General features: G+C 54.2%; 20 protein-coding genes. 16 read left to right on the top strand and 4 right to left on the bottom strand.

Features of this window, described 5'->3' with window-relative positions; translation table 11 throughout:
- Positions 1-9 precede the first annotated feature (9 nt).
- From KE671_RS09605 to adrA, 6 genes are all read left to right on the top strand, one after another.
- Positions 10-669, top strand: coding sequence for an extensin-like domain-containing protein (locus KE671_RS09605; protein WP_206162794.1), 660 nt, complete (start codon positions 10-12; stop codon positions 667-669).
- Between the two features lie 168 nt (positions 670-837).
- Positions 838-2043: a multidrug efflux MFS transporter gene (locus tag KE671_RS09600; protein ID WP_206162718.1), complete on the top strand. Its 1206-nt coding sequence runs from the start codon at positions 838-840 to the stop codon at positions 2041-2043.
- Between the two features lie 252 nt (positions 2044-2295).
- Positions 2296-2556 (top strand): anti-adapter protein IraP, encoded by a 261-nt coding sequence (iraP, locus tag KE671_RS09595; protein ID WP_192477781.1) that lies wholly within the window; start codon positions 2296-2298, stop codon positions 2554-2556.
- 98 nt (positions 2557-2654) lie between these two features.
- Positions 2655-4070: an alkaline phosphatase gene (phoA, locus tag KE671_RS09590; RefSeq protein ID WP_206162717.1), complete on the top strand. Its 1416-nt coding sequence runs from the start codon at positions 2655-2657 to the stop codon at positions 4068-4070.
- Positions 4071-4198: 128 nt separating this feature from the next.
- Positions 4199-4519, top strand: a complete 321-nt coding sequence (gene psiF / locus KE671_RS09585; protein WP_206162716.1) for a phosphate starvation-inducible protein PsiF — start codon at positions 4199-4201, stop codon at positions 4517-4519.
- Positions 4520-4637: 118 nt separating this feature from the next.
- Positions 4638-5738 (top strand): diguanylate cyclase AdrA, encoded by a 1101-nt coding sequence (gene adrA, locus KE671_RS09580; RefSeq protein WP_206162715.1) that lies wholly within the window; start codon positions 4638-4640, stop codon positions 5736-5738.
- 15 nt (positions 5739-5753) lie between these two features.
- Here adrA and proC read toward each other — a convergent pair whose 3' ends face one another.
- Positions 5754-6563, bottom strand: coding sequence for a pyrroline-5-carboxylate reductase (gene proC / locus KE671_RS09575; RefSeq protein ID WP_061076598.1), 810 nt, complete (start codon positions 6561-6563; stop codon positions 5754-5756).
- Between the two features lie 148 nt (positions 6564-6711).
- On the opposite strand from proC, the gene KE671_RS09570 reads away from it, so the two are divergent.
- From KE671_RS09570 to ppnP, 5 genes are all read left to right on the top strand, one after another.
- Positions 6712-7170, top strand: coding sequence for a YaiI/YqxD family protein (locus tag KE671_RS09570; RefSeq protein ID WP_195295851.1), 459 nt, complete (start codon positions 6712-6714; stop codon positions 7168-7170).
- A 182-nt stretch (positions 7171-7352) separates the two neighbouring features.
- Positions 7353-7898 (top strand): shikimate kinase AroL, encoded by a 546-nt coding sequence (aroL, locus tag KE671_RS09565; protein WP_206162714.1) that lies wholly within the window; start codon positions 7353-7355, stop codon positions 7896-7898.
- A 25-nt stretch (positions 7899-7923) separates the two neighbouring features.
- Complete coding sequence (gene yaiA / locus KE671_RS09560) at positions 7924-8115, top strand: protein YaiA (protein WP_206162713.1); 192 nt, start codon at positions 7924-7926, stop codon at positions 8113-8115.
- Between the two features lie 252 nt (positions 8116-8367).
- Positions 8368-9045 carry an AroM family protein gene (locus tag KE671_RS09555; protein WP_206162712.1) on the top strand — a complete coding sequence of 226 codons (678 nt, stop codon included), beginning with the start codon at positions 8368-8370 and terminating at the stop codon, positions 9043-9045.
- A 70-nt stretch (positions 9046-9115) separates the two neighbouring features.
- Positions 9116-9400, top strand: coding sequence for a pyrimidine/purine nucleoside phosphorylase (gene ppnP / locus KE671_RS09550; RefSeq protein WP_042324593.1), 285 nt, complete (start codon positions 9116-9118; stop codon positions 9398-9400).
- Positions 9401-9436: 36 nt separating this feature from the next.
- Here the strand turns inward: ppnP and rdgC are convergent, their stop codons facing one another.
- Positions 9437-10348, bottom strand: a complete 912-nt coding sequence (gene rdgC / locus KE671_RS09545; protein WP_044259030.1) for a recombination-associated protein RdgC — start codon at positions 10346-10348, stop codon at positions 9437-9439.
- Between the two features lie 125 nt (positions 10349-10473).
- On the opposite strand from rdgC, the gene mak reads away from it, so the two are divergent.
- On the top strand, positions 10474-11382 hold the full coding sequence (gene mak / locus KE671_RS09540; protein ID WP_206162711.1) for a fructokinase: 909 nt from the start codon (positions 10474-10476) through the stop codon (positions 11380-11382).
- A 56-nt stretch (positions 11383-11438) separates the two neighbouring features.
- Here the strand turns inward: mak and sbcC are convergent, their stop codons facing one another.
- Both sbcC and sbcD read right to left on the bottom strand, forming a co-directional pair.
- Positions 11439-14582 (bottom strand): exonuclease subunit SbcC, encoded by a 3144-nt coding sequence (gene sbcC, locus KE671_RS09535; RefSeq protein WP_206162710.1) that lies wholly within the window; start codon positions 14580-14582, stop codon positions 11439-11441.
- Entirely contained in the window at positions 14579-15781 is a 1203-nt protein-coding gene (gene sbcD / locus KE671_RS09530; RefSeq protein ID WP_206162709.1) for an exonuclease subunit SbcD, read from the bottom strand. Before sbcD ends, sbcC begins: the two co-directional genes overlap by 4 nt.
- A 192-nt stretch (positions 15782-15973) precedes the next feature.
- Between sbcD and phoB the strand changes: the two genes are divergently transcribed.
- From phoB to proY, 4 genes are all read left to right on the top strand, one after another.
- Entirely contained in the window at positions 15974-16663 is a 690-nt protein-coding gene (gene phoB, locus KE671_RS09525) for a phosphate response regulator transcription factor PhoB (RefSeq protein ID WP_206162708.1), read from the top strand.
- Between the two features lie 41 nt (positions 16664-16704).
- Positions 16705-18000 (top strand): phosphate regulon sensor histidine kinase PhoR, encoded by a 1296-nt coding sequence (gene phoR / locus KE671_RS09520; protein ID WP_206162707.1) that lies wholly within the window; start codon positions 16705-16707, stop codon positions 17998-18000.
- Positions 18001-18406: 406 nt separating this feature from the next.
- Positions 18407-19726, top strand: a complete 1320-nt coding sequence (gene brnQ / locus KE671_RS09515) for a branched-chain amino acid transporter carrier protein BrnQ (protein ID WP_206162706.1) — start codon at positions 18407-18409, stop codon at positions 19724-19726.
- 78 nt (positions 19727-19804) lie between these two features.
- Entirely contained in the window at positions 19805-21178 is a 1374-nt protein-coding gene (proY, locus tag KE671_RS09510) for a proline-specific permease ProY (RefSeq protein WP_206162705.1), read from the top strand.
- Positions 21179-21199: the final 21 nt, after the last annotated feature.

The following is a 21199-nucleotide window of genomic DNA, read 5'->3' as shown; positions in this document are numbered from 1 at the left end:
TGGCTGACGATGGTGATTCTGAGCGTGGCGTGTGGCGTGGGATATCGCTATCTGCCGTCTTATTACGATCCGTTCGCTCCCCTTGAGTTATCCGATCCGCCAAACTGGCTTACGCAATTTAAGCTTAAACGTCTGACGCCAGCGCGCTGTCAGACGCTGTTACAGCAGGCAAACGAGGAGAAGCTGATCACCTCGCAGCCCGTGGCTGACAGCGCTGGCGAGTGTCCTTTAGCCGATGTAGTACGGGTGCGGGATTTTGGCGCCGTCAAACTGAGCAGCAGCTTTCTTGCTTCCTGTCCGTTAGCACTGCGTTCTGCGCTGTATGTCACGCAGCAGGCTGCACCGCTGACGGAACGTCTGATGATGAGCCAACTGACCCGGATCGAGCACCTCGGCAGCTATGCCTGCCGCAATATCTACCATCGACCAGATGCTCGCCGTAGCGAACATGCCAGCGCACAGGCCCTCGATATCAGCGGCTTTATTCTCGCAGACGGGCGGCACGTCACCGTGCTGCGCGGCTGGAAACAGGAAGAAAGCGCAGCGTGGCTGCGGGCGCTGCTCAGTGCGAGCTGTCAATATTATGGCAATGGTCTGGGGCCGGACTACAATGCCGCCCACGCCAACCATTTTCACCTCGGGATGCGAGGCGCAGGTCTCTGTCGCTAAGCATAAAGCCCTGCGGCTTGTCGGGTTTTAATGTGATGTGTTTCACAATTCTGGTGAACGGGAAAATAAAATGTCAAATTACACGGCACCGCATCTGAGAATCCCCTGACAGACGTGGAGATTGCTAAACTAGCCGGCGTTTTCTGCTATTTATCATGATGAGCGTTTATGGAATCCTGGAAAGTTAATCTCATTTCCGTCTGGTTTGGCTGCTTTTTCACCGGTCTGGCAATCAGTCAAATTCTGCCGTTTCTGCCGCTCTATATTTCGCAGCTGGGGGTCACCTCCCACGAAGCGCTCTCGATGTGGTCCGGTCTGACGTTCAGTGTCACATTCTTAATTTCCGCGATGGTTTCTCCGCTCTGGGGCAGCCTGGCTGACCGTAAAGGTCGCAAGCTGATGCTGCTGCGCGCGTCGCTGGGTATGGCGATTGCGATACTGCTGCAGGCCTTTGCTACCAACGTCTGGCAGCTTTTTTTGCTGCGCGGCATCATGGGGTTAACGTCCGGTTATATTCCAAACGCGATGGCGCTGGTGGCGTCTCAGGTGCCCCGTGAACGTAGCGGATGGGCGCTCAGTACGCTGGCAACCGCGCAAATTAGCGGCGTGATTGGCGGTCCGCTGATGGGCGGTTTTATTGCCGATCATGTGGGTTTACGCCCGGTCTTTTTTATCACCGCGTTGCTACTGGTTGTCAGCTTTATGGTCACGCTCTTTTTGATTAAAGAAGGCGTGCGCCCGACGCTTAAAAAAAGCGAACGGTTGAGTGGGAAAGCCGTATTTGCGTCATTACCTTATCCGGCGCTGGTGATCAGTCTGTTTTTCACCACCCTGGTGATTCAGTTATGTAATGGCTCAATCAGCCCGATTCTGGCGCTATTTATTAAGTCGATGGCCCCGGACAGTAATAATATTGCTTTTCTGAGCGGGTTGATCGCCTCGGTGCCTGGGGTGTCGGCGCTTATCTCTGCGCCCCGTCTGGGTAAACTCGGGGATCGCATTGGTACCGAAAGGATCCTGATGGCGACGCTGATTTGTGCGGTAGTGCTGTTTTTTGCCATGTCGTGGGTCACGACGCCCTTCCAGCTCGGGGTTCTACGCTTTCTGCTCGGTTTTGCCGATGGCGCCATGCTGCCTGCGGTTCAGACACTGCTGGTCAAATACTCCAGCGACCAAGTAACCGGGCGTATTTTTGGATATAACCAATCGTTTATGTATCTTGGCAATGTCGCTGGCCCGCTGATGGGCGCGACGGTTTCAGCCATGGCAGGATTCCGTTGGGTATTTATTGCCACCGCCATTATCGTGATGATTAACATTTGTCAGTTAGCCCTGGTTCTGCGTCAGCGGCGACATATCCGCAAGCGGGCGTGAAGCGGTTAAAAATATGACTTAAGTAAAACCAGTCATTTTTTATCATAACTTTCGATTATGGCCAGGGGTGACTATTTTATTTCTGGCTTTTAATTTAGCGTTCTGTTTTCGCGCGAGAAACGTTTCGCTCACCCTATTCTGTGATTATTTACGCAAAGTCTTTCCTTTCTTATAAAAATACTACTTCCAGACTCTAGGCAGCATGGATTCATAGTGATAACGTCAGCCTTCTTTGGATAAGGAAATGCGGTCATGAAAAATCTAATAGCTGAGTTGTTGCTTAAGCTTGCCCAGAAAGAGGAAGAGTCGAAAGAACTGGTTGCTCAGGTAGAAGCATTAGAGATTATCGTTACAGCAATGCTGCGCAATATGGCTCAGAACGAGCAGCAAATGCTGATTCATCAGGTCGAGGGCGCGCTTGACGGCGTAAAGCCCGATGCCAGCGTTCCGGATAACGATAAGGAGTTGCTGCGCCAGTATGTACAGAAGTTGTTGAGGCATCCTCGTTACTAGCATTATCCCGTTTCTGTGCTGTCATAAGCTTGTCATATCAGAGAACTATAGTCGCTTTGTTTTTATTTTAAGTGTATTAAGTACATGGAGAAAATAAAGTGAAACAAAGCGCTATTGCTCTGGCATTGTTACCGCTGTTGTATATCCCTGTTAGCCATTCTGAAACGTCGTCAATGGCGGTTCTGGACAACCGCTCCGCACGGGGTGATATTACAACGCCTGGCGGAGCACGCCGATTATCGGCCGATCAAACACAAGCATTGCGCGAATCGCTGAATGATAAACCGGCTAAAAATATTATTTTATTGATTGGCGATGGGATGGGTGATTCGGAAATTACGGCTGCGCGAAATTATGCTGAAGGCGCCGGTGGGTATTTTAAAGGGATTGATGCCTTACCGCTGACCGGACAATACACCCACTATGCGCTGAATAAAAAAACCGGTAAACCGGATTACGTGACGGATTCTGCTGCATCAGCAACCGCATGGACAACTGGCGTGAAAACTTACAACGGTGCGCTGGGCGTCGACATTCACGAAAAAGAACATACGACGCTGCTGGAAATGGCGAAAGCGGCGGGGCTGGCGACGGGTAACGTCTCAACCGCAGAGTTGCAGGATGCCACGCCAGCCGCGCTGGTGGCGCATGTGACGTCACGTAAATGCTATGGACCGAGCGTAACGAGCGAGAAATGCCCGACGAATGCGCTGGAAAAAGGCGGTAAAGGCTCAATCACTGAACAACTGCTGAATGCTCGCGCGGATGTCACGCTGGGCGGCGGTGCGAAAACGTTCGCCGAAACCGCAACGGCGGGTGAGTGGCAGGGCAAAACGCTGCGTGAACAGGCCGAGGCCCGTGGTTACCAGTTGGTCGGCGATGCGGCCTCGCTGGCGGCTGTCGACGAAGCCAGTCAGGATAAACCGTTGCTGGGACTGTTCTCTGACGGCAACATGCCTGTGCGCTGGGAAGGCCCAAAAGCGTCTTATCACGGCAATATTGATAAGCCTGCCGTAACCTGTACGCCGAATCCAAAACGCGATGAGACCGTACCGACGCTGGCGCAAATGACTGACAAAGCCATTGAGTTGCTGAGCAAAAATGAGAAGGGATTCTTCCTGCAGGTTGAAGGGGCCTCCATCGATAAACAGGATCACGCCGCCAACCCTTGTGGACAAATCGGCGAGACGGTGGATCTGGACGAAGCGGTGCAGCGCGCGCTGGCCTTTGCGAAGAAAGAGGGTAACACGTTGGTGATCGTTACCGCCGATCACGCTCACGCCAGCCAGATCGTCGCGCCGGAGACAAAAGCGCCGGGTCTGACTCAGGCATTAAACACCAAAGATGGCGCTGTGATGGTGATCAGCTATGGCAACTCCGAAGAGGAATCGCAGGAGCATACCGGTAGCCAGTTGCGCATTGCGGCCTACGGCCCTCATGCGGCCAACGTGGTGGGGCTGACCGATCAAACGGACCTGTTCTACACCATGAAAGCGGCGTTAGGTCTGAAATAATCCAACCCCTGGCAGGATAACTTTTGCTGCCGGGTGGTTTTTTTATCGTTAGCAGCCAGACTTATCTGAATATCCCCGCGTTGACTCGCGGGAGATAGTCGAGTGAATACTCAAAAAAGGATGGTGCTATGAAAATAACATTACTGGTTACCCTATTGTTTGGCCTGATCTTTTTAACGACCGTTGGTGCGGCAGAGAAGATATTAACCCCGCAGCAGCAGCGCATGACCACCTGTAATCAACAGGCGACGGCGAAGGCGTTGAAAGGCGATGCCCGTAAGACGTACATGAGTGATTGCCTTAAAAACAGTAAATCCGCTCCTGGTGAAAAAAGCCTGACGCCGCAACAGCAAAAAATGCGTGAATGCAACGTCCAGGCGACGGAACAATCGTTGAAAGGTGACGATCGCAGTAAGTTTATGAGTGCCTGCCTGAAGAAAGCGGCGTAGCGCCGACCTAGTGCTTACGGGTGAGCAAGGAAAAATGCTCACCCGAAATATCATACTTTCCCCGCCAGACCCGTCTCTATAATTTGGGAAAATTGTTTCAGAATGTTCCCAAAAAATAATGAATGACGAAAACTTTTACAAAAAAATGGTCGACCTGGATGAAGGGTCTCTTTCATCGCCGCAAAATGACCACCAACGTTCCGGACTGCGGTTTGCCCGGCGAGTGAGAGTGCCGCGCGCAGTCGCGCTGGGAGGAATGTTTTTCCCTGTCGCCGCGGCGCTGGTCACAAATCCGGTACCCGGTGTCTGGTGGCTGTTGTTGGTGGGGTGGGCGTTCGTCTGGCCACATCTGGCCTGGCAAATCGCCAGCAGAGCCGTCGACCCGTTAAGTCGGGAATTTACTAATTTAAAAACGGATGCGGTACTCGCTGGAATGTGGATGGGACTGATGGGCGTCAATGCGCTACCTTCCGCCGCGTTATTGATGATCATCTGTATGAATCTGATGGGCGCAGGCGGTGTACGACTGTTTGTTGCCGGATTTGCCCTGATGGTGGTCGCCTGTCTGGTCACATTGCAACTGACGGGCGTCTCCCTGGCCTTAAGAAGCGCGCCGTTGGAAGGCGGTCTGACATTACCGATCATCGTGATTTACCCGCTGTTATTCTCCTGGATCAGCTATCAGGCGGCGACAAAACTGGCGCAGCATAAGCGCCGATTGCAGGTGATGAGCACTTGTGATGGCATGACTGGGGTCTACAACCGGCGACACTGGGAAATATTACTGCGCAACGAATTTGAACACTGCCGTCGCCAGCATCGGGATGCCACGCTACTGATCATTGATATCGACCACTTCAAAAGTATTAACGACACCTGGGGCCATGACGTTGGCGATGAAGCCATTCTGGCGCTGACCCAACAGCTGAGAATCAGCCTGCGCGGGAGCGATGTGATTGGGCGTTTTGGCGGTGATGAATTTGCGGTAATTATGTGCGGTACGCCAGCCGAGAGTGCCATCGCGGCGATGTCGCGGGTTCATGAGGGGTTACGTGACTTACGTCTGGCCTGCGCGCCGCAGGTCATTTTGCATATCAGCGTTGGCGTTGCGCCGTTAACGCCACAGTTTGGTCATTATCGGGAATGGCTGAAATCGGCCGATCTGGCGCTCTACAAAGCAAAGAATGCCGGACGTAACCGCACCGAAGTGGCGGCCTGACGTCCGGTTGTTCACTCAGGATTTACTGAGTTTGTCTGACTTCTCCATACACTTCGCCATCGCTTCAATCACCGCCGCACGAAATCCTCGCTCTTCCAGTACGCGAACCGCTTCAATGGTCGTGCCGCCAGGCGAACAGACCATATCTTTCAGTACGCCAGGATGCTCGCCCGTTTCCAGTACCATCTTCGCGGATCCCATGACCGCCTGAGCGGCAAATTTATAAGCCTGCGCGCGCGGCATCCCCCCCAGTACAGCGGCATCTGCCATCGCTTCGATGAACATGAAGACATACGCCGGGGCGGAGCCGCTTACACCAACCACCGGATGAATCATCGACTCAGCAATCACTTCGGCTTCGCCAAAGCAGCGGAAAATATTCAGCACATCTGCGGTATCTTCCGGGGTAACCAGCGCGTTTGGCGTCACCGATGTCATCCCGGCATTGACCAGCGACGGCGTGTTTGGCATCGCGCGTACGATTTTCCGGTCATGTCCCAGCGCGCGGGCGAGTTGATCGAGGGTCACGCCTGCCGCAATAGAGACCACCAGCGATTCTTTATTCAGGCTGGAGGTTACCTCGCTGAGCACTTTGATCATAATACCCGGCTTCACGGCGCCGAAAACAATATCCGCTACCTGGGCGACTTCCTGGGCGGACTGTGCGACGTTGATTCCATACTGGTCGTGCAACGCAGCAACTTTATCGGGGGAAGGGGTGTAGACCCAGATCTGGCCAGGCAGCACCTGACCGCTGGCAATCAGGCCGCCGAGGATCGCTTTCCCCATATTACCGCAGCCGATAAAACCGATTTTCTTCTCCATCTCGTCACTCCCTATGGGTGATAGTTGTTGTTTTGTTTGATAAAGCCTAGCTTAGCGCGGATTGAAAGACGCATGAAGGAGAAACAGCACTTTGCCGCAGCGTAAAAGCACGAGACAATAGCGGATTGCACAAGAAACGGGAGTCAGTATGACCATATGGGTTGATGCGGATGCGTGTCCGAACGTCATTAAAGAGATCCTCTATCGTGCTGCCGGGCGCATGCAAATGTCGCTGATTCTGGTGGCGAACCAGAGCCTGCGTGTGCCGCCGTCGCCGTATATCCGTACGCTGCGGGTGCCTGCGGGGTTTGATGTAGCGGATAATGAGATTGTGCGTCAGTGTGCGGCGGGCGATCTGGTTATCACTGCCGATATCCCATTGGCCGCCGAAGTGCTGGCGAAAGGCGCATCGGCGCTCAATCCGCGTGGTGAGCGCTATACCGAATCGACCATTCGTGAACGCCTGACGATGCGCGATTTTATGGATACATTACGCGCCAGCGGGATCCAGACGGGCGGCCCGGATAGCCTCTCTGCGCGCGATCGTCAGCATTTTGCGGCGGAACTGGAAAAGTGGTGGCTGGAAGTTCAGCGTAGAAAAGCATGAATGTAATTTATTTTTTACACTTTCCTCAGCGTCATTTCTTGATATAGTAAGGCGTGAACTGATATTTTTACTTCAATTGGAATAAATTCTTTACACTTAACGCTGTACTAGTTTGATGGTATGATTATTCCTTTAATGACATCTTATCCTGCCGCTTTGCGGCTTTCTGGGGAATGCCCACTATGACGCAACCGCTTTATCTTGTTGGCCCACGCGGCTGTGGAAAGACAACGGTTGGCATGGCGCTGGCGACGGCAATTGGCTGTCGGTTTGTCGATACCGATCAATGGTTGCAGTCGCAGGTACAAATGACCGTGGCGGAAATCGTCGAACGTGAAGGCTGGTCGGGATTCCGCGCCAGAGAGACGGCAGCGCTGGAGGCGGTGACTGCACCGTCAACAGTAGTCGCGACCGGTGGGGGAATTATTCTCACTGACTATAACCGCCACTTTATGCGTGATAATGGCATCGTCATTTATTTAAGCGCGCCGGTCCTGACGCTGGTGAATCGTCTTGAGGCCTCGCCTGAAGAGGAGTTGCGTCCCACCCTGACCGGTAAACCTTTGAGCGAAGAGGTGCAGGAGGTGCTGGAACAGCGGGATATTTTGTATCGCGAGGCGGCCCATTTCATTATTGATGCGGCAAATTCACCTGACCAGGTGATTTCTGAAATTCAGCGCAGGCTGGTGCAGAGCGCGCTGTGCAAACAAGGCGGGGTCTATACTTAAACTTCATTCGACAGAAGGAAGCGCTATGCCAACTAAACCGCCTTATCCACGTGAAGCGTATATTGTCACCATTGAGAAAGGGTTGCCGGGACAGACGGTCACCTGGTATCAGTTGCGCGCCGATCACCCGAAACCGGATTCGTTAATTAGCGAGCATCCCAGCGCGCAGGAAGCGATGGATGCGAAAGCCCGTTATGAAGATCCGGAAAAAACCTGACGACTGAGCGGCTCGGAAGGGAATCTGAGTGAGAGCAAACCCAACCTGCATCACATTTTTCACCGATGAATCGTTGTACCTGAAAACTAACATCAAACAATAACAACCTATTACTGGAATGATCTGGAATCTTTACACAGCGATTTGTGCTGCGCCTGCTACGCTTTTTTGCATTTGCAAAGGTAAGTGTCGGCAGTGGTGCAGCGCATTTGCCCGGGAATAAACGACGAAGTAAAAAAGAAGGTGGAAAAAATGAGTGCGTCGTTGGCTATCCTCACAATCGGTGTTGTACCCATGAGTGAAGTTTTACCGCTTCTGACTGAGTACATCGACGAACAACATATCACCCATCACAGTCTGCTGGGAAAAATGAGTCGTGATGACGTTCTGGCTGAGTACGCAATCGATTCCGGCGAGGAACCGCTGCTCACTCTGCTTAACGATAATCAACTGGCTTATGTCTCGCGCCAGAAAGTGGAGCGCGACCTGCAAAGCGTCGTCGAAGTGCTGGATAACCAGGGCTACGATGTCATTCTGTTGATGAGTACGGCTTCAATTAAAAGCATGACGGCGCGTAACAGCATTCTGCTGGAGCCGCTGCGCATTATTCCGCCGCTGGTGGCCTCGATTGTCGATGGGCATCAGGTGGGGGTGATTGTGCCGGTGGAAGAGCTGATGGCGGCCCAGACGGAGAAATGGCAGGTTTTGCAGTCTCCGCCTGTCTATTCTTTGGCAAATCCGGTACATGGAAGCACGCAACAGTTGATTGATGCCGGCAAAGCGCTGCTGGAGCAAGGCGCTGATGTCATTATGCTCGATTGCCTCGGTTTTCATCAGCACCACCGCGATGTCCTGCAAAAATCGCTCGATGTCCCGGTGCTACTCTCTAATGTGCTGATTGCGCGGCTGGCTTCAGAACTGCTGGTGTAATTTTGCGTGACACGCCAAAGGGCTGCCCCCTATATTGGTTGTCAATTTACCAAAGAGACAGGGTCCGTTTATGCTTCAAAGTAACGAATACTTTTCCGGCAAAGTGAAATCAATCGGCTTTACCAGCAGCAGTACTGGCCGTGCCAGCGTAGGGGTGATGCTGGAAGGTGAATACACCTTCGGCACCGCGGAGCCTGAGGAGATGACGGTCGTAAGCGGTGCGTTGAATGTGTTATTGCCGGATACTACCGAATGGAAAGTATATGCCGCAGGAGAGGTATTCAACGTCCCGGGCCATAGCGAGTTTCATTTACAGGTCGCAGAACCGACCTCATATCTTTGTCGCTATCTGTAATATTCTTCCCTCTCCGTGTGGAGAGGGAATCTTCGTTTAGCGCTGCGCTTCGCCGCCTAAACCTTCTACCAGATTCTGAATCAATGCGGCCAGTTCGCCGGTCATCAGGATAAAGTCCGCGTCAAAACGCTGGGCGAAATCTTCCCGGTCGATATCTTCGTTTTGATCGCGCAGTTCATCACTGAATTTCAAACGTTTAATCGATGCGTCATCGCAGATCATAAACTGAATCCGCTGCTGCCAGTCGAGCGCCAGCTTAGTCACCACTTTACCGGCTTCAATATGGACGGCGATCTCGTCGCTCACCAGATCCTGTTTCTTCGCCCGGATCACGCCGCCGTCTTCCAGCATCGCTTTCAGCTCGGCTTCGTCGAGTAACTGGAAGCCTTGAGCCACGGTGCCAGAACGCACCCACTCGGTGAGCGTCAGTTCAATCGGATTTTCCAGCGCCAGCGGAACCACCGGCAGAGAACCAAGGCTCTTACGCAGCAGCGCCAACGTATCTTCCGCTTTTTTCGCGCTTGCGCAGTCCACCATGATCAACCCGTTGACGGTGTCGATCCACATCATGGTCTGACTGAAGCGGCTAAAGGCGCGCGGCAGCAGTGAATGCAGTACTTCATCCTTCAGCGAGTCTTTCTCAGTTTTCTTCAGCTTACGCGCCTGCTCCGCTTCCAGTTTGGCGATCTTCGCTTCCAGCGCCTGTTTGATCACCGGAGAGGGCAGGATCTTCTCTTCTTTACGCGCGCAAATCAAAATCTGGCCGTTGTTGGTATGGGTCAACGCATCGCTGTGCGATCCCATTGGCGGCACCCAGCCTGTTTTTGCCATATCCTGGCTACCGCAAGGGGTAAACGTCATCGAGGCTAGCTGTTTTTCCATCTCTTCGGCACGCAATGAAATATCGCGGCTAAGACGGTAAACCATTAAATTTTTGAACCACAGCATGATAATTTCCACGGCCTTGTCGTTAAATCCAGCGCGTATAGTAACGAATTGTGGGCGGGCTTGCATTGCCATTCCCAATGCCTCACTCTACTCTGTTGATATTCCCAAAAAAAGAGGAACACCGTGTGCGTATTGGTATTGATTTAGGCGGCACCAAAACGGAAGCGATCGCGCTCAGTGAGGCAGGGGAGCAACTGTTCCGTCATCGTTTGCCGACGCCGCGAAATGACTATCAGCAAACCATCGAAACCATCGCCACGCTGGTGGCGATGGCGGAGCAAGCCACCGGACAAACAGGGACGGTAGGGATAGGAATACCGGGTTCCATTTCGCCTTACACCGGCGTCGTAAAGAATGCTAACTCCACCTGGTTGAACGGCCAGCCGTTTGATAAAGACCTTAGCGCACGTTTGCAACGTGATGTTCGTCTGGCGAATGATGCAAACTGTCTGGCGGTTTCTGAAGCGGTAGACGGAGCCGCCGCCGGTGCGCAGACGGTTTTTGCCGTGATCATCGGCACTGGCTGCGGCGCGGGCGTGGCGATCAATGGTCGGGCGCACATCGGCGGCAACGGAACGGCGGGCGAGTGGGGGCACAATCCTTTGCCGTGGATGGACGAGGATGAGCTTCGCTACCGTGAAGAAGTCCCTTGCTACTGTGGAAAACAGGGATGTATTGAGACGTTTATTTCAGGCACCGGGTTCGCCACCGATTACCATCGCCTGAGCGGTAACCCGCTAAAAGGCAGCGAGATTATCCGCCTGGTGGAGGAACAGGACGCGCTTGCCGAACTGGCGCTCAACCGCTATGAGCTGCGGCTGGCGAAATCGCTGGCCCATGTGGTGAATATTCTCGATCCCGATGTTTTCGTTCTTGGCGGCGGAATGAGCAACATTGACCGCCTGTACAAAACGGTTCCGCCGCTGATTAAACAGTTTGTGTTCGGTGGGGAGTGCGAAACGCCGGTGCGCAAAGCCCTGCACGGTGACTCCAGCGGCGTGCGCGGCGCCGCGTGGTTGTGGCCACAGGGATAAGGTAAGAGGAGGCCGGAGGGCGACGCCTGTGCGTCTTATCCGGCCTACAATTTCTACTATTCCACTGCAAACATCCGATCGAGTTTGCTGTAGCCCAGTCCGTTGATTTTCTTCACCTTGATCTGCACCGGAATTCGTTCTTTCATCGCTTCCACATGGCTAATTACACCAATGGTTTTGCCGCTGGCATTGAGCGCATCCAGCGCATCCAGGGCGGTATCCAGTGTTTCACTGTCGAGCGTGCCGAAACCTTCATCAAGGAACAGCGAGTCAATGCGCGTTTTGTGGCTGACCAGATCGGAGAGCGCCAGCGCCAGCGCGAGACTGACCAGGAAACTCTCGCCACCGGAAAGGGTACGGGTATCGCGCACGGCGTCGGCCTGCCAGGTGTCGACCACCTCCAGCTCCAGCGCTTCGCTGGCCTTGCGTTGCAGTAAATAGCGACCATGCAGGCGGGTCAACTGGTTATTCGCCAGCCAGACCAGATTATCCAGCGTCAGCCCCTGGGCGAATTTGCGGAATTTATCCCCCTCTTTAGAGCCGATCAGCGCATTCAGATAGCCCCAGTCTTCAACCTGTTGCATCGCGTTGTCGATTTGTTGCATCAATACCTGCTGCTGCTGGCGATTATCGCTATCTTGTTTTAGCTGTTGACGTATTTCGCCCTGACGCGTGGCGTTGTCGCGTACCCGATCGTTAAGCTGCGCCACGGCTTGCTGAACATGCTCAATCGACTGTGTGAGATCCAGACCCGCCGGCGGCTGTTGCTGATGCATCGCCAGCGCCTGCGCCGATTGTTCGGCGAGCGTCTGTGCCTGCTGAACCTGGTTTTCCAGCGACTGTTTTAGCTGTTCCAGACGCGTGACCGCCTCGTCATCCAGCAGCGCGACAAGAAATGCCGCCTGATCGCTAAACACACTGTGCTCAAGCGCGGCATCAAACTGCGCCTGCGCGTCGGTAGCGCGCTGAATCTCCTGCTTCTCCTGCTGCTGTAATGTCTGCAATTGACTATGCAGCGACACGCACTCGTCATGAACCTGACGCCAGTTTTCCAGCGTCACGCTTGCATCATCTTCAGCGTCGGTATCGACGGCGGGCAGCGTCTCAAGCAGCGGGGTGAGTTGCGCGATGCGCGTCTGTAGCGCCGTCAATTCCGTCTGCCGCTGCTGCCATGTTTGTGCCTCTGCCGCGCGCGCGTTTAACCAGTTTTCCTCGTTGCCTTCCTCAGGAAGTGACAACGTATAGCGGCTTAACTGCGCTGCCAGCGTCGCCTGGCGTTGGACGATTTGCTGGCGGAACTGCGCCACCTGTTGTGCATGGACGCTAATTTGCGCCTGGAGGTCATGCCGCTGACTGAGCAGGTAGAGTTGCTGCTCGTGTTCGTCCTGCGCCGTCAGCCAGGGTTGAATGTCATCCTGCGGCTGTAGCGTAACGTTCAGTGCGCCGATTGTGGTTTGCCACTGTTGAGTGAGCGCTTGCTCCTCTTTAGCCAGCGTCTGTGCTTCGTTTTGGTCACGCTGTAGCTGCTGGTTTAGCGCCTCTGATTGTCCACGCAGGGCGGCACCTTCGTCAGCCAGCACTTTGACCTCTTTTTCCAGCGCGTCGCGTCGCGCCTGATTCACGCCGGGTTCGAGTGCCTGATACGTGGCGACAGCAGGATGCGCGGTGGAACCGCACAGCGGGCAGGGCTGGCCGGACTGCAGCAACGCACGCTGGCTTTCCAGATCTTTAATCCGCGCTTCCTGCTCACAGAGCGTTTTAACATCCTGATACTGTTGATATTTTTCTTTATACTGCTGACGTTTTGCCTCCAGCAGCGTGTTGAGCCGGGCCAGTTCCTGCTTGTTGTGCGCCATCGCCGCCTGAAGCTGATTCAGACGCGCCAGTCGGGGAACGATCTGACCGTGGAGCGAAAGCAACTGCTGGCGCAGAGGACGCTGCTGCGCGTGCTGCGCCAACGCCGCCGCAACCTCATCTGCCGACAGATTAAGCGTCACCGGCGGCAGAGATTCCAGCTTGCGGCTATCGTTGAGCTGTTGCTGCTGCCATTTCGCCAGTTGAACGTTATCGCTGGCCTGTTGAGCAAACAGGGCACGCCATCCTCCTGACTCGTTGCTCCACAGACGAAAGCGATCGTGTTCATTTAGCCACTCATTCAGCGTCTGTTGCGTGGCGAGCAGGGCACTGGACTGCCGCTCTGCCTGGCGGCGGATGTGATTGCGCAGTGTGAATCGACTCTGTAAGCGAGTATTTACTTCGTTAATATGCTGACGAGTTCGGGAAACCGTAGCGGACTGCTCCTGAATTCGCTCCCACAGTGGGCGTAATGCTCTGGCTGGCTGTGCAAGACTGAGCGTCGCCAACTGTGGCTGGGCGTTTACCAGCGCTTCCTGTGCAACCTGCAACGTCATCTGACGCTGATTTGCGTCGGTCTGTAGCTCGTGTTGTCGCGTCAGCCAGTTTAACTGTTGTTGTCCGGTCTGCTGTTGGGCGACCAGTTGTTTCTCTTCGTCAGTGAGCGCCTGCAAACTTTCTGTCAGCGTCTGCAGCGCCTCTGGTGTTAACAGCGTGACGCCGTTGGCCTGTGCCTGTAATTTTTCCAGTTCGGTGCGTGCGGTTTTGTGCTGCTCAAAAACCTGGGCGGAGATCTGGCCGTAAATTTCCGTACCGGTCAGTTCTTCCAGCAGTTCCGCACGCTCCTTCGGCTTAGCATTGAGGAAAGCCGCGAATTGCCCCTGCGAGAGCAGCATCGAGCGGGTAAAGCGGCCGTAATCCAGCCCGGTTAAAGCTGCTGTCATCTCCAGTTTGTCTTTCACTTTATCAGCAAGGATTTTCCCGTCGGCGCAGCGCGCCAGTTCAACGCGCGGAACCTGCAAATTCCCCTCGGGCTGGTTGCGCGCACGGTTCTGGCTCCAGAACGCACGATACGCTTCGCCTTTGACTTCAAACTCCACTTCCGCCAGGCATTCCGCCGTATCGCGGGTCATCAGATCGTTTTGCGATTGTGACACCGTGTTCAGGCGCGGCGTCTCGTGATACAGCGCCAGACAAATCGCGTCGAGCAGCGTGGTTTTGCCCGCCCCGGTGGGACCGGTTATGGCGAACAGACCGTTGCTGGCAAAGGGTTCCGCCGTGAAATCGACCTTCCATTCCCCTTTCAGCGAGTTGAGGTTTTTCAGACGCAGACTGAGAATCTTCATGCCTCATGCTCCCCGGACAGTGTCTGTAGTGTACGGTGAAAAAGCGACGTCAGGCGTTGGCACTGAGGCGGCTCAAGTTCTTCCAGCGCCAGACGGCGGGTAAATACCTCATCCACGCTCAGTTCGCTCAGCGTTTCCCGGCGTTCGTTACTCAACATGCGCTCGCGCTGCTCCCGACTTCGGCGGACTAACAGTACCTCAACGGGCAGCGTTTCCGTCAGTACCTGAATTTTACGCTGCATATCATGCAGGTATTCATCGGTAGTGATTTCAATATCCAGCCAGACAGGAGGGCTTTGCTCGCTATCACGCCACTGCTCCAGCTGTTCGGTAATGGCGGCGAGATCGCCTTTCAACACCGCCAGCGGTTGCGTTACCGGAACGGTGAGCTCCTCTACGCTGGCTAACTTGCCGCCCTGAAAGTCCACACGATGCACGTATTTGTTTTTGCCACATTCATCAAAACTCAGCGCGATGGGGGAGCCGCAGTAGCGGATATGCTCCGTACCGCCAATTTTTTGCGCCCGGTGGATGTGGCCCAGCGCGATATAATCGGCGGTCGGGAAGTTCTGTGCCGGGAACGCATCCAGCGTGCCGATATAAATGTCACGAACGGCGTCACTTTTGCTGGCGCCGACGGTGGTCAGGTGACCGGTGGCGATAATCGGCAGGGCGAGATCGCCGCGTAACGCGCAGGCTGCCTCATATTGCTGCTGGTAATAGTCGGTGATGGCACCCAGCAGATGCTGTTGTTTTTCCTGGCCGGTGAGTCCCGCCTGGCTGCTGATGATGTCGCGCGGGCGTAAAAACGGCACCGGGCAGAGCACTGCGCCGGGCTGACCGTCACGACGATTCAGGATCTGTGGCGCGTGACCGGCGCTGGCCACAACCGTGGTATTGAGAAATGCCAGGATCTCGCGGGATTCATTCAGCGTGGCAACGGAATCATGGTTTCCTGCTAATACCACCAGATGACAGCCCGTTTGCTGTAGGTTGACCACAAAACGGTTATAGAGCTCGCGGGCATAGCTTGGCGGCGAGCCGGTATCGAAGATGTCGCCAGCCACGATGATCGCGTCCACCTGCTGTGCAACCGCCGTTACCAGCAGCCAGTCAAGAAAGGCCTGATGTTCAGTGGCGCGGCTTTTGCTGTAGAAATTTTGACCCAGATGCCAGTCAGAGGTGTGAAGGATGCGCATAACGGTTCCATGGCAAAAAAGCATAAAGGGGATTATAACCATTCGGGGACTGTAATATCTCGTTTCTCGGGTGTCATAAATCAACAACCTAAGGTTAACGTCAGCACGCATTTCATAAATCTGTCATAAAACTGACGCATAATGGCGCCGCATTAAGACAGATGATAAGCAACTTATATAACAGGGCAAATCATGGCGAGACGTATTCTGGTCGTAGAAGATGAAGCTCCAATTCGCGAAATGGTCTGTTTCGTGCTTGAGCAAAATGGCTTTCAACCCGTTGAAGCTGAAGATTATGACAGTGCGGTGAACCAGCTTAATGAACCCTGGCCCGATTTGATCCTCCTTGACTGGATGTTGCCTGGCGGTTCTGGTCTACAGTTTATTAAACACCTCAAGCGCGAAGCGTTGACCCGGGATATTCCGGTCATGATGTTGACCGCCAGAGGGGAAGAAGAAGATCGCGTACGCGGCCTGGAAACCGGCGCGGACGATTACATTACTAAACCGTTCTCTCCGAAAGAGCTGGTTGCCCGCATCAAAGCGGTGATGCGCCGGATTTCACCGATGGCGGTGGAAGAGGTCATTGAGATGCAGGGGCTGAGTCTGGATCCCACCTCGCACCGGGTGATGACCGGTGAAAATCCCCTCGACATGGGGCCGACGGAATTTAAACTTCTCCATTTCTTTATGACTCATCCGGAACGTGTCTACAGCCGCGAACAGTTGCTGAATCACGTCTGGGGAACCAACGTCTACGTTGAGGATCGCACGGTCGATGTGCATATACGCCGTCTGCGTAAGGCGCTGGAAGCCAGCGGTCACGATCGGATGGTGCAGACGGTTCGCGGGACAGGGTATCGTTTTTCGACCCGTTTTTGAAAGGCAAGAACAAGAGCCTGGCTCTGAAGGGAGAGTGACCCGTGCTGGAACGGCTGTCATGGAAAAGGTTGGTGCTGGAACTGATACTTTGCTGTATCCCGGCCTTGATCCTAAGCGCATTTTTTGGTTACCTGCCGTGGTTTTTACTGGCATCGGTAACAGGACTGCTTATCTGGCATTTCTGGAATTTATTACGCCTCTCATGGTGGCTGTGGGTCGACAGAAGCATGACGCCGCCGCCGGGGCGAGGCAGTTGGGAACCGCTGCTGTATGGTTTGCATCAGATGCAACTGCGCAACAAAAAGCGCCGCCGCGAGCTGGGCAATCTGATTAAACGCTTTCGCAGCGGGGCGGAGTCGCTGCCCGATGCGGTGGTGTTAACCACCGAAGAAGGCGGGATCTTCTGGTGTAACGGTCTGGCGCAACAGGTGCTGGGCTTACGCTGGCCAGACGATAGCGGACAGAACATCCTCAACCTGCTGCGGTATCCGGAGTTTACGCAGTACCTCAAGCTGCGGGATTTCAGCCGACCCTTAAATCTGGTGCTTAATACCGGTCGACACCTGGAAATCCGCGTCATGCCGTATACCGATAAGCAACTGCTGATGGTAGCGCGTGACATGACCCAGATGCACCAGCTCGAAGGCGCGAGACGCAATTTCTTCGCCAACGTGAGCCACGAATTGCGCACCCCGCTCACGGTATTGCAGGGCTATCTTGAGATGATGCACGAGCAGACGCTGGAAGGGGCAACGCGTGAAAAAGCGCTGTTAACGATGCGCGAACAGACCTCGCGCATGGAAGGTCTGGTGAAGCAGTTACTCACGCTGTCGAAAATCGAAGCCGCGCCGACGCTTCTGCTCAATGAGCAGGTCGATGTCCCTATGATGCTACGGATGGTTGAACGCGAGGCGCAGACGCTCAGTCAGCAGAAGCATACGTTCAGTTTTGAGGTGGATAACCAGCTTAAAGTGCTGGGAAATGAAGAACAACTGCGCAGCGCGATGTCCAACCTGGTGTATAACGCCGTGAACCATACTCCCGCGGGCACCCATGTCACCGTCCGCTGGCACATGGTGTCACACGGCGCGGAGTTTAGCGTGGAAGATAACGGACCGGGCATTGCCCCGGAACATATCCCGCGGTTAACAGAGCGATTTTATCGCGTTGATAAAGCGCGATCGCGGCAAACGGGCGGCAGCGGACTGGGACTGGCTATCGTCAAACACGCGCTGAATCATCACGACAGTCGCCTGATCATCGACAGTCAACTGGGTAAAGGGACGTGCTTTAGTTTTGTGCTGCCGGAACGATTAATTGCCAAAAAAAGTGCTTAAAGTGCAATCGTAAGGTTTTCTTTCCATAAGCCAGCTAATGCTGGCTTATTTTCTTTGCGACTAAGATGACTGTGCTGAATTTATCAACGTCTGGTTGTTTTTTGTTCGCATGATAAGCCATGACTTTTTCTTTAGTATGGTGTTTTACACTGGTATGATATTTGATATCGCTATAATCTTCCGGTTTTTGGATCCCTCCTTGCTTTAAAACGTTATAAGCGTTTAAATTGCGCCCCAGATGCTGTCAGACTGACTGTATTCAGGCGGTAAATCGAAAAACTATTCTTTGCTTTCCAGGTTATGGGATATATCCCTCTGGAATAGCTTAAAAAAACCGCTGTTTCTTCCCGCTGGGAAAGACACTACGTTAATTTAATCAACACCACATCCACAGGCCGTAAGCTTTATGACCCATCAGTTAAAATCGCGCGATATTATTGCGCTGGGCTTTATGACTTTTGCGCTGTTCGTCGGCGCAGGGAACATCATCTTTCCTCCTATGGTTGGTTTGCAGGCAGGCGAAAACGTCTGGATGGCGGCAGTCGGCTTCCTGATTACCGCTGTTGGGCTACCGGTGCTGACCGTTATCGCGCTGGCGAAAGTGGGGGGTGGTGTTGACAGCCTGAGCACCCCTATCGGTAAAGTGGCCGGCGTTTTGCTGGCGACCGTCTGCTATCTGGCCGTCGGACCGCTATTCGCTACACCGCGTACCGCGACGGTCTCTTTTGAAGTGGGTATCGCGCCGTTGACCGGCGACGCGGCCATGCCGCTGTTTATCTACAGCGTGGTCTATTTTTCAATCGTCATTCTGGTGTCGCTGTATCCGGGCAAACTGCTGGATACCGTGGGTAACTTCCTGGCGCCGCTGAAGATTCTGGCGCTGATTGTGCTCTCCGTTGCGGCCATTATCTGGCCTGCCGGCCCGATCAGCCATGCGATGGAAGCCTATCAGACGGCGGCCTTCTCCAATGGTTTCGTTAATGGTTACCTGACGATGGATACGCTGGGGGCGATGGTCTTTGGCATCGTTATTGTTAACGCTGCGCGTTCTCGTGGCGTGACGGAAGCCCGTCTGCTGACCCGTTATACCGTTTGGGCAGGTCTGATGGCGGGTGTTGGATTAACGCTGCTGTACCTGGCGCTGTTCCGCCTCGGGTCTGACAGCGCCACGCTGGTTGATCAGTCGGCGAACGGTGCGGCAATCCTGCACGCCTATGTTCAGCACACCTTTGGCGGTGCGGGTAGCCTGCTGCTGGCGGCGCTGATCTTTATCGCCTGTCTGGTGACGGCAGTTGGCCTGACCTGCGCCTGTGCGGAATTCTTCGCCCAGTATGTGCCGCTGTCCTACCGTACGCTGGTGTTTATGCTTGGCGGCTTCTCGATGGTGGTTTCCAACCTGGGGCTCAGCCATCTGATTCAGATCTCAATTCCGGTGCTGACGGCGATCTACCCGCCGTGTATCGCACTGGTTGTATTAAGTTTTACCCGCTCATGGTGGCATAATTCGACCCGCGTCATTGCGCCGGCAATGTTTATCAGCCTGATTTTTGGTATCCTTGATGGTATTAAAGCATCGGCAATCGGCGACGTGCTACCGGCCTGGACCCAGCGCTTGCCGCTGGCGGAACAAGGTCTGGCGTGGTTAATGCCCACCGTCGTGATGGTGGTCCTGGCGATTATCTGGGATCGCGCAGCAGGTCGACAGGTGACCTCCAGCGCACACTAAGATTGCGGAAAAAGTGTTTTAACCACGGGGCTATTACTGGCCCCGTGGTTTTTTATTGTGTTGATGGGTTAGGAATCGATGGAAAGTAATAACAAGCTGAAGCGTGGGCTAAGTACCCGACACATTCGCTTTATGGCCCTGGGCTCAGCAATCGGCACCGGGCTATTTTATGGCTCTGCGGACGCCATCAAAATGGCCGGTCCGAGCGTGCTGCTGGCCTATATTATCGGTGGGGTGGCAGCGTATATCATTATGCGCGCGTTGGGTGAAATGTCTGTACACAACCCTTCTGCCAGCTCCTTTTCGCGCTATGCGCAGGAAAACCTCGGCCCACTTGCTGGTTACATTACCGGCTGGACCTACTGTTTTGAAATTCTGATTGTCGCCATTGCCGACGTGACCGCGTTCGGCATCTATATGGGCGTCTGGTTTCCGACGGTGCCGCACTGGATTTGGGTGCTCAGCGTGGTACTGATCATTTGCGCCATCAACCTGATGAGCGTGAAAGTGTTCGGCGAACTGGAGTTCTGGTTCTCCTTCTTTAAAGTCGCCACTATTATCATCATGATTGTGGCCGGCTTTGGCATCATCATCTGGGGGATTGGCAACGGCGGACAACCGACCGGGATCCATAACCTGTGGACCAACGGCGGCTTCTTCAGCAACGGTTGGTTGGGGATGGTGATGTCGTTGCAGATGGTGATGTTTGCCTACGGCGGTATTGAAATCATCGGTATCACCGCCGGTGAGGCGAAAGACCCGGAGAAATCCATTCCGCGCGCGATTAACTCGGTGCCAATGCGTATTCTGGTGTTCTACGTGGGGACGCTGTTCGTCATTATGTCTCTCTACCCGTGGAACCAGGTAGGCACCGATGGCAGCCCGTTTGTGTTGACCTTCCAGCATCTCGGTATCACCTTTGCCGCCAGCATACTCAACTTTGTGGTGCTGACGGCGTCACTGTCGGCGATTAACTCTGACGTCTTTGGCGTCGGCCGTATGCTGCATGGGATGGCGGAACAGGGCAGTGCGCCGAAAGTGTTCGCCAAAACCTCGCGACGGGGGATCCCGTGGGTCACCGTAATGGTGATGACTACCGCTCTCCTGTTCGCGGTATATCTGAACTACATCATGCCGGAGAACGTCTTCCTGGTGATAGCGTCGCTGGCGACCTTCGCGACGGTATGGGTGTGGATTATGATCCTGCTGTCACAAATCGCCTTCCGTCGTCGTTTGCCGCCGGAAGCGGTGAAAGCACTGAAGTTTAAAGTGCCGGGCGGCGTGGCAACGACCATCGCAGGCCTGATTTTCCTCGTCTTTATCATCGGGCTGATTGGTTATCATCCGGACACCCGCATCTCGCTGTATGTTGGCTGTGGCTGGATTGTTCTGCTGATGATTGGCTGGATATTCAAGCGTCGCCACGATCGCCAGATGGCGGAAGCGCAGTAACATTGTGCCGGGTGGCGTGAA

The sequence above is a fragment of the Citrobacter amalonaticus genome (assembly GCF_018252635.1).
Taxonomy (GTDB): Bacteria; Pseudomonadota; Gammaproteobacteria; order Enterobacterales; family Enterobacteriaceae; genus Citrobacter_A; species Citrobacter_A amalonaticus_E.
The sequence above is the reverse complement of the archived record's forward strand: the minus strand, read 5'-3'. Positions and strand labels throughout refer to the sequence as shown.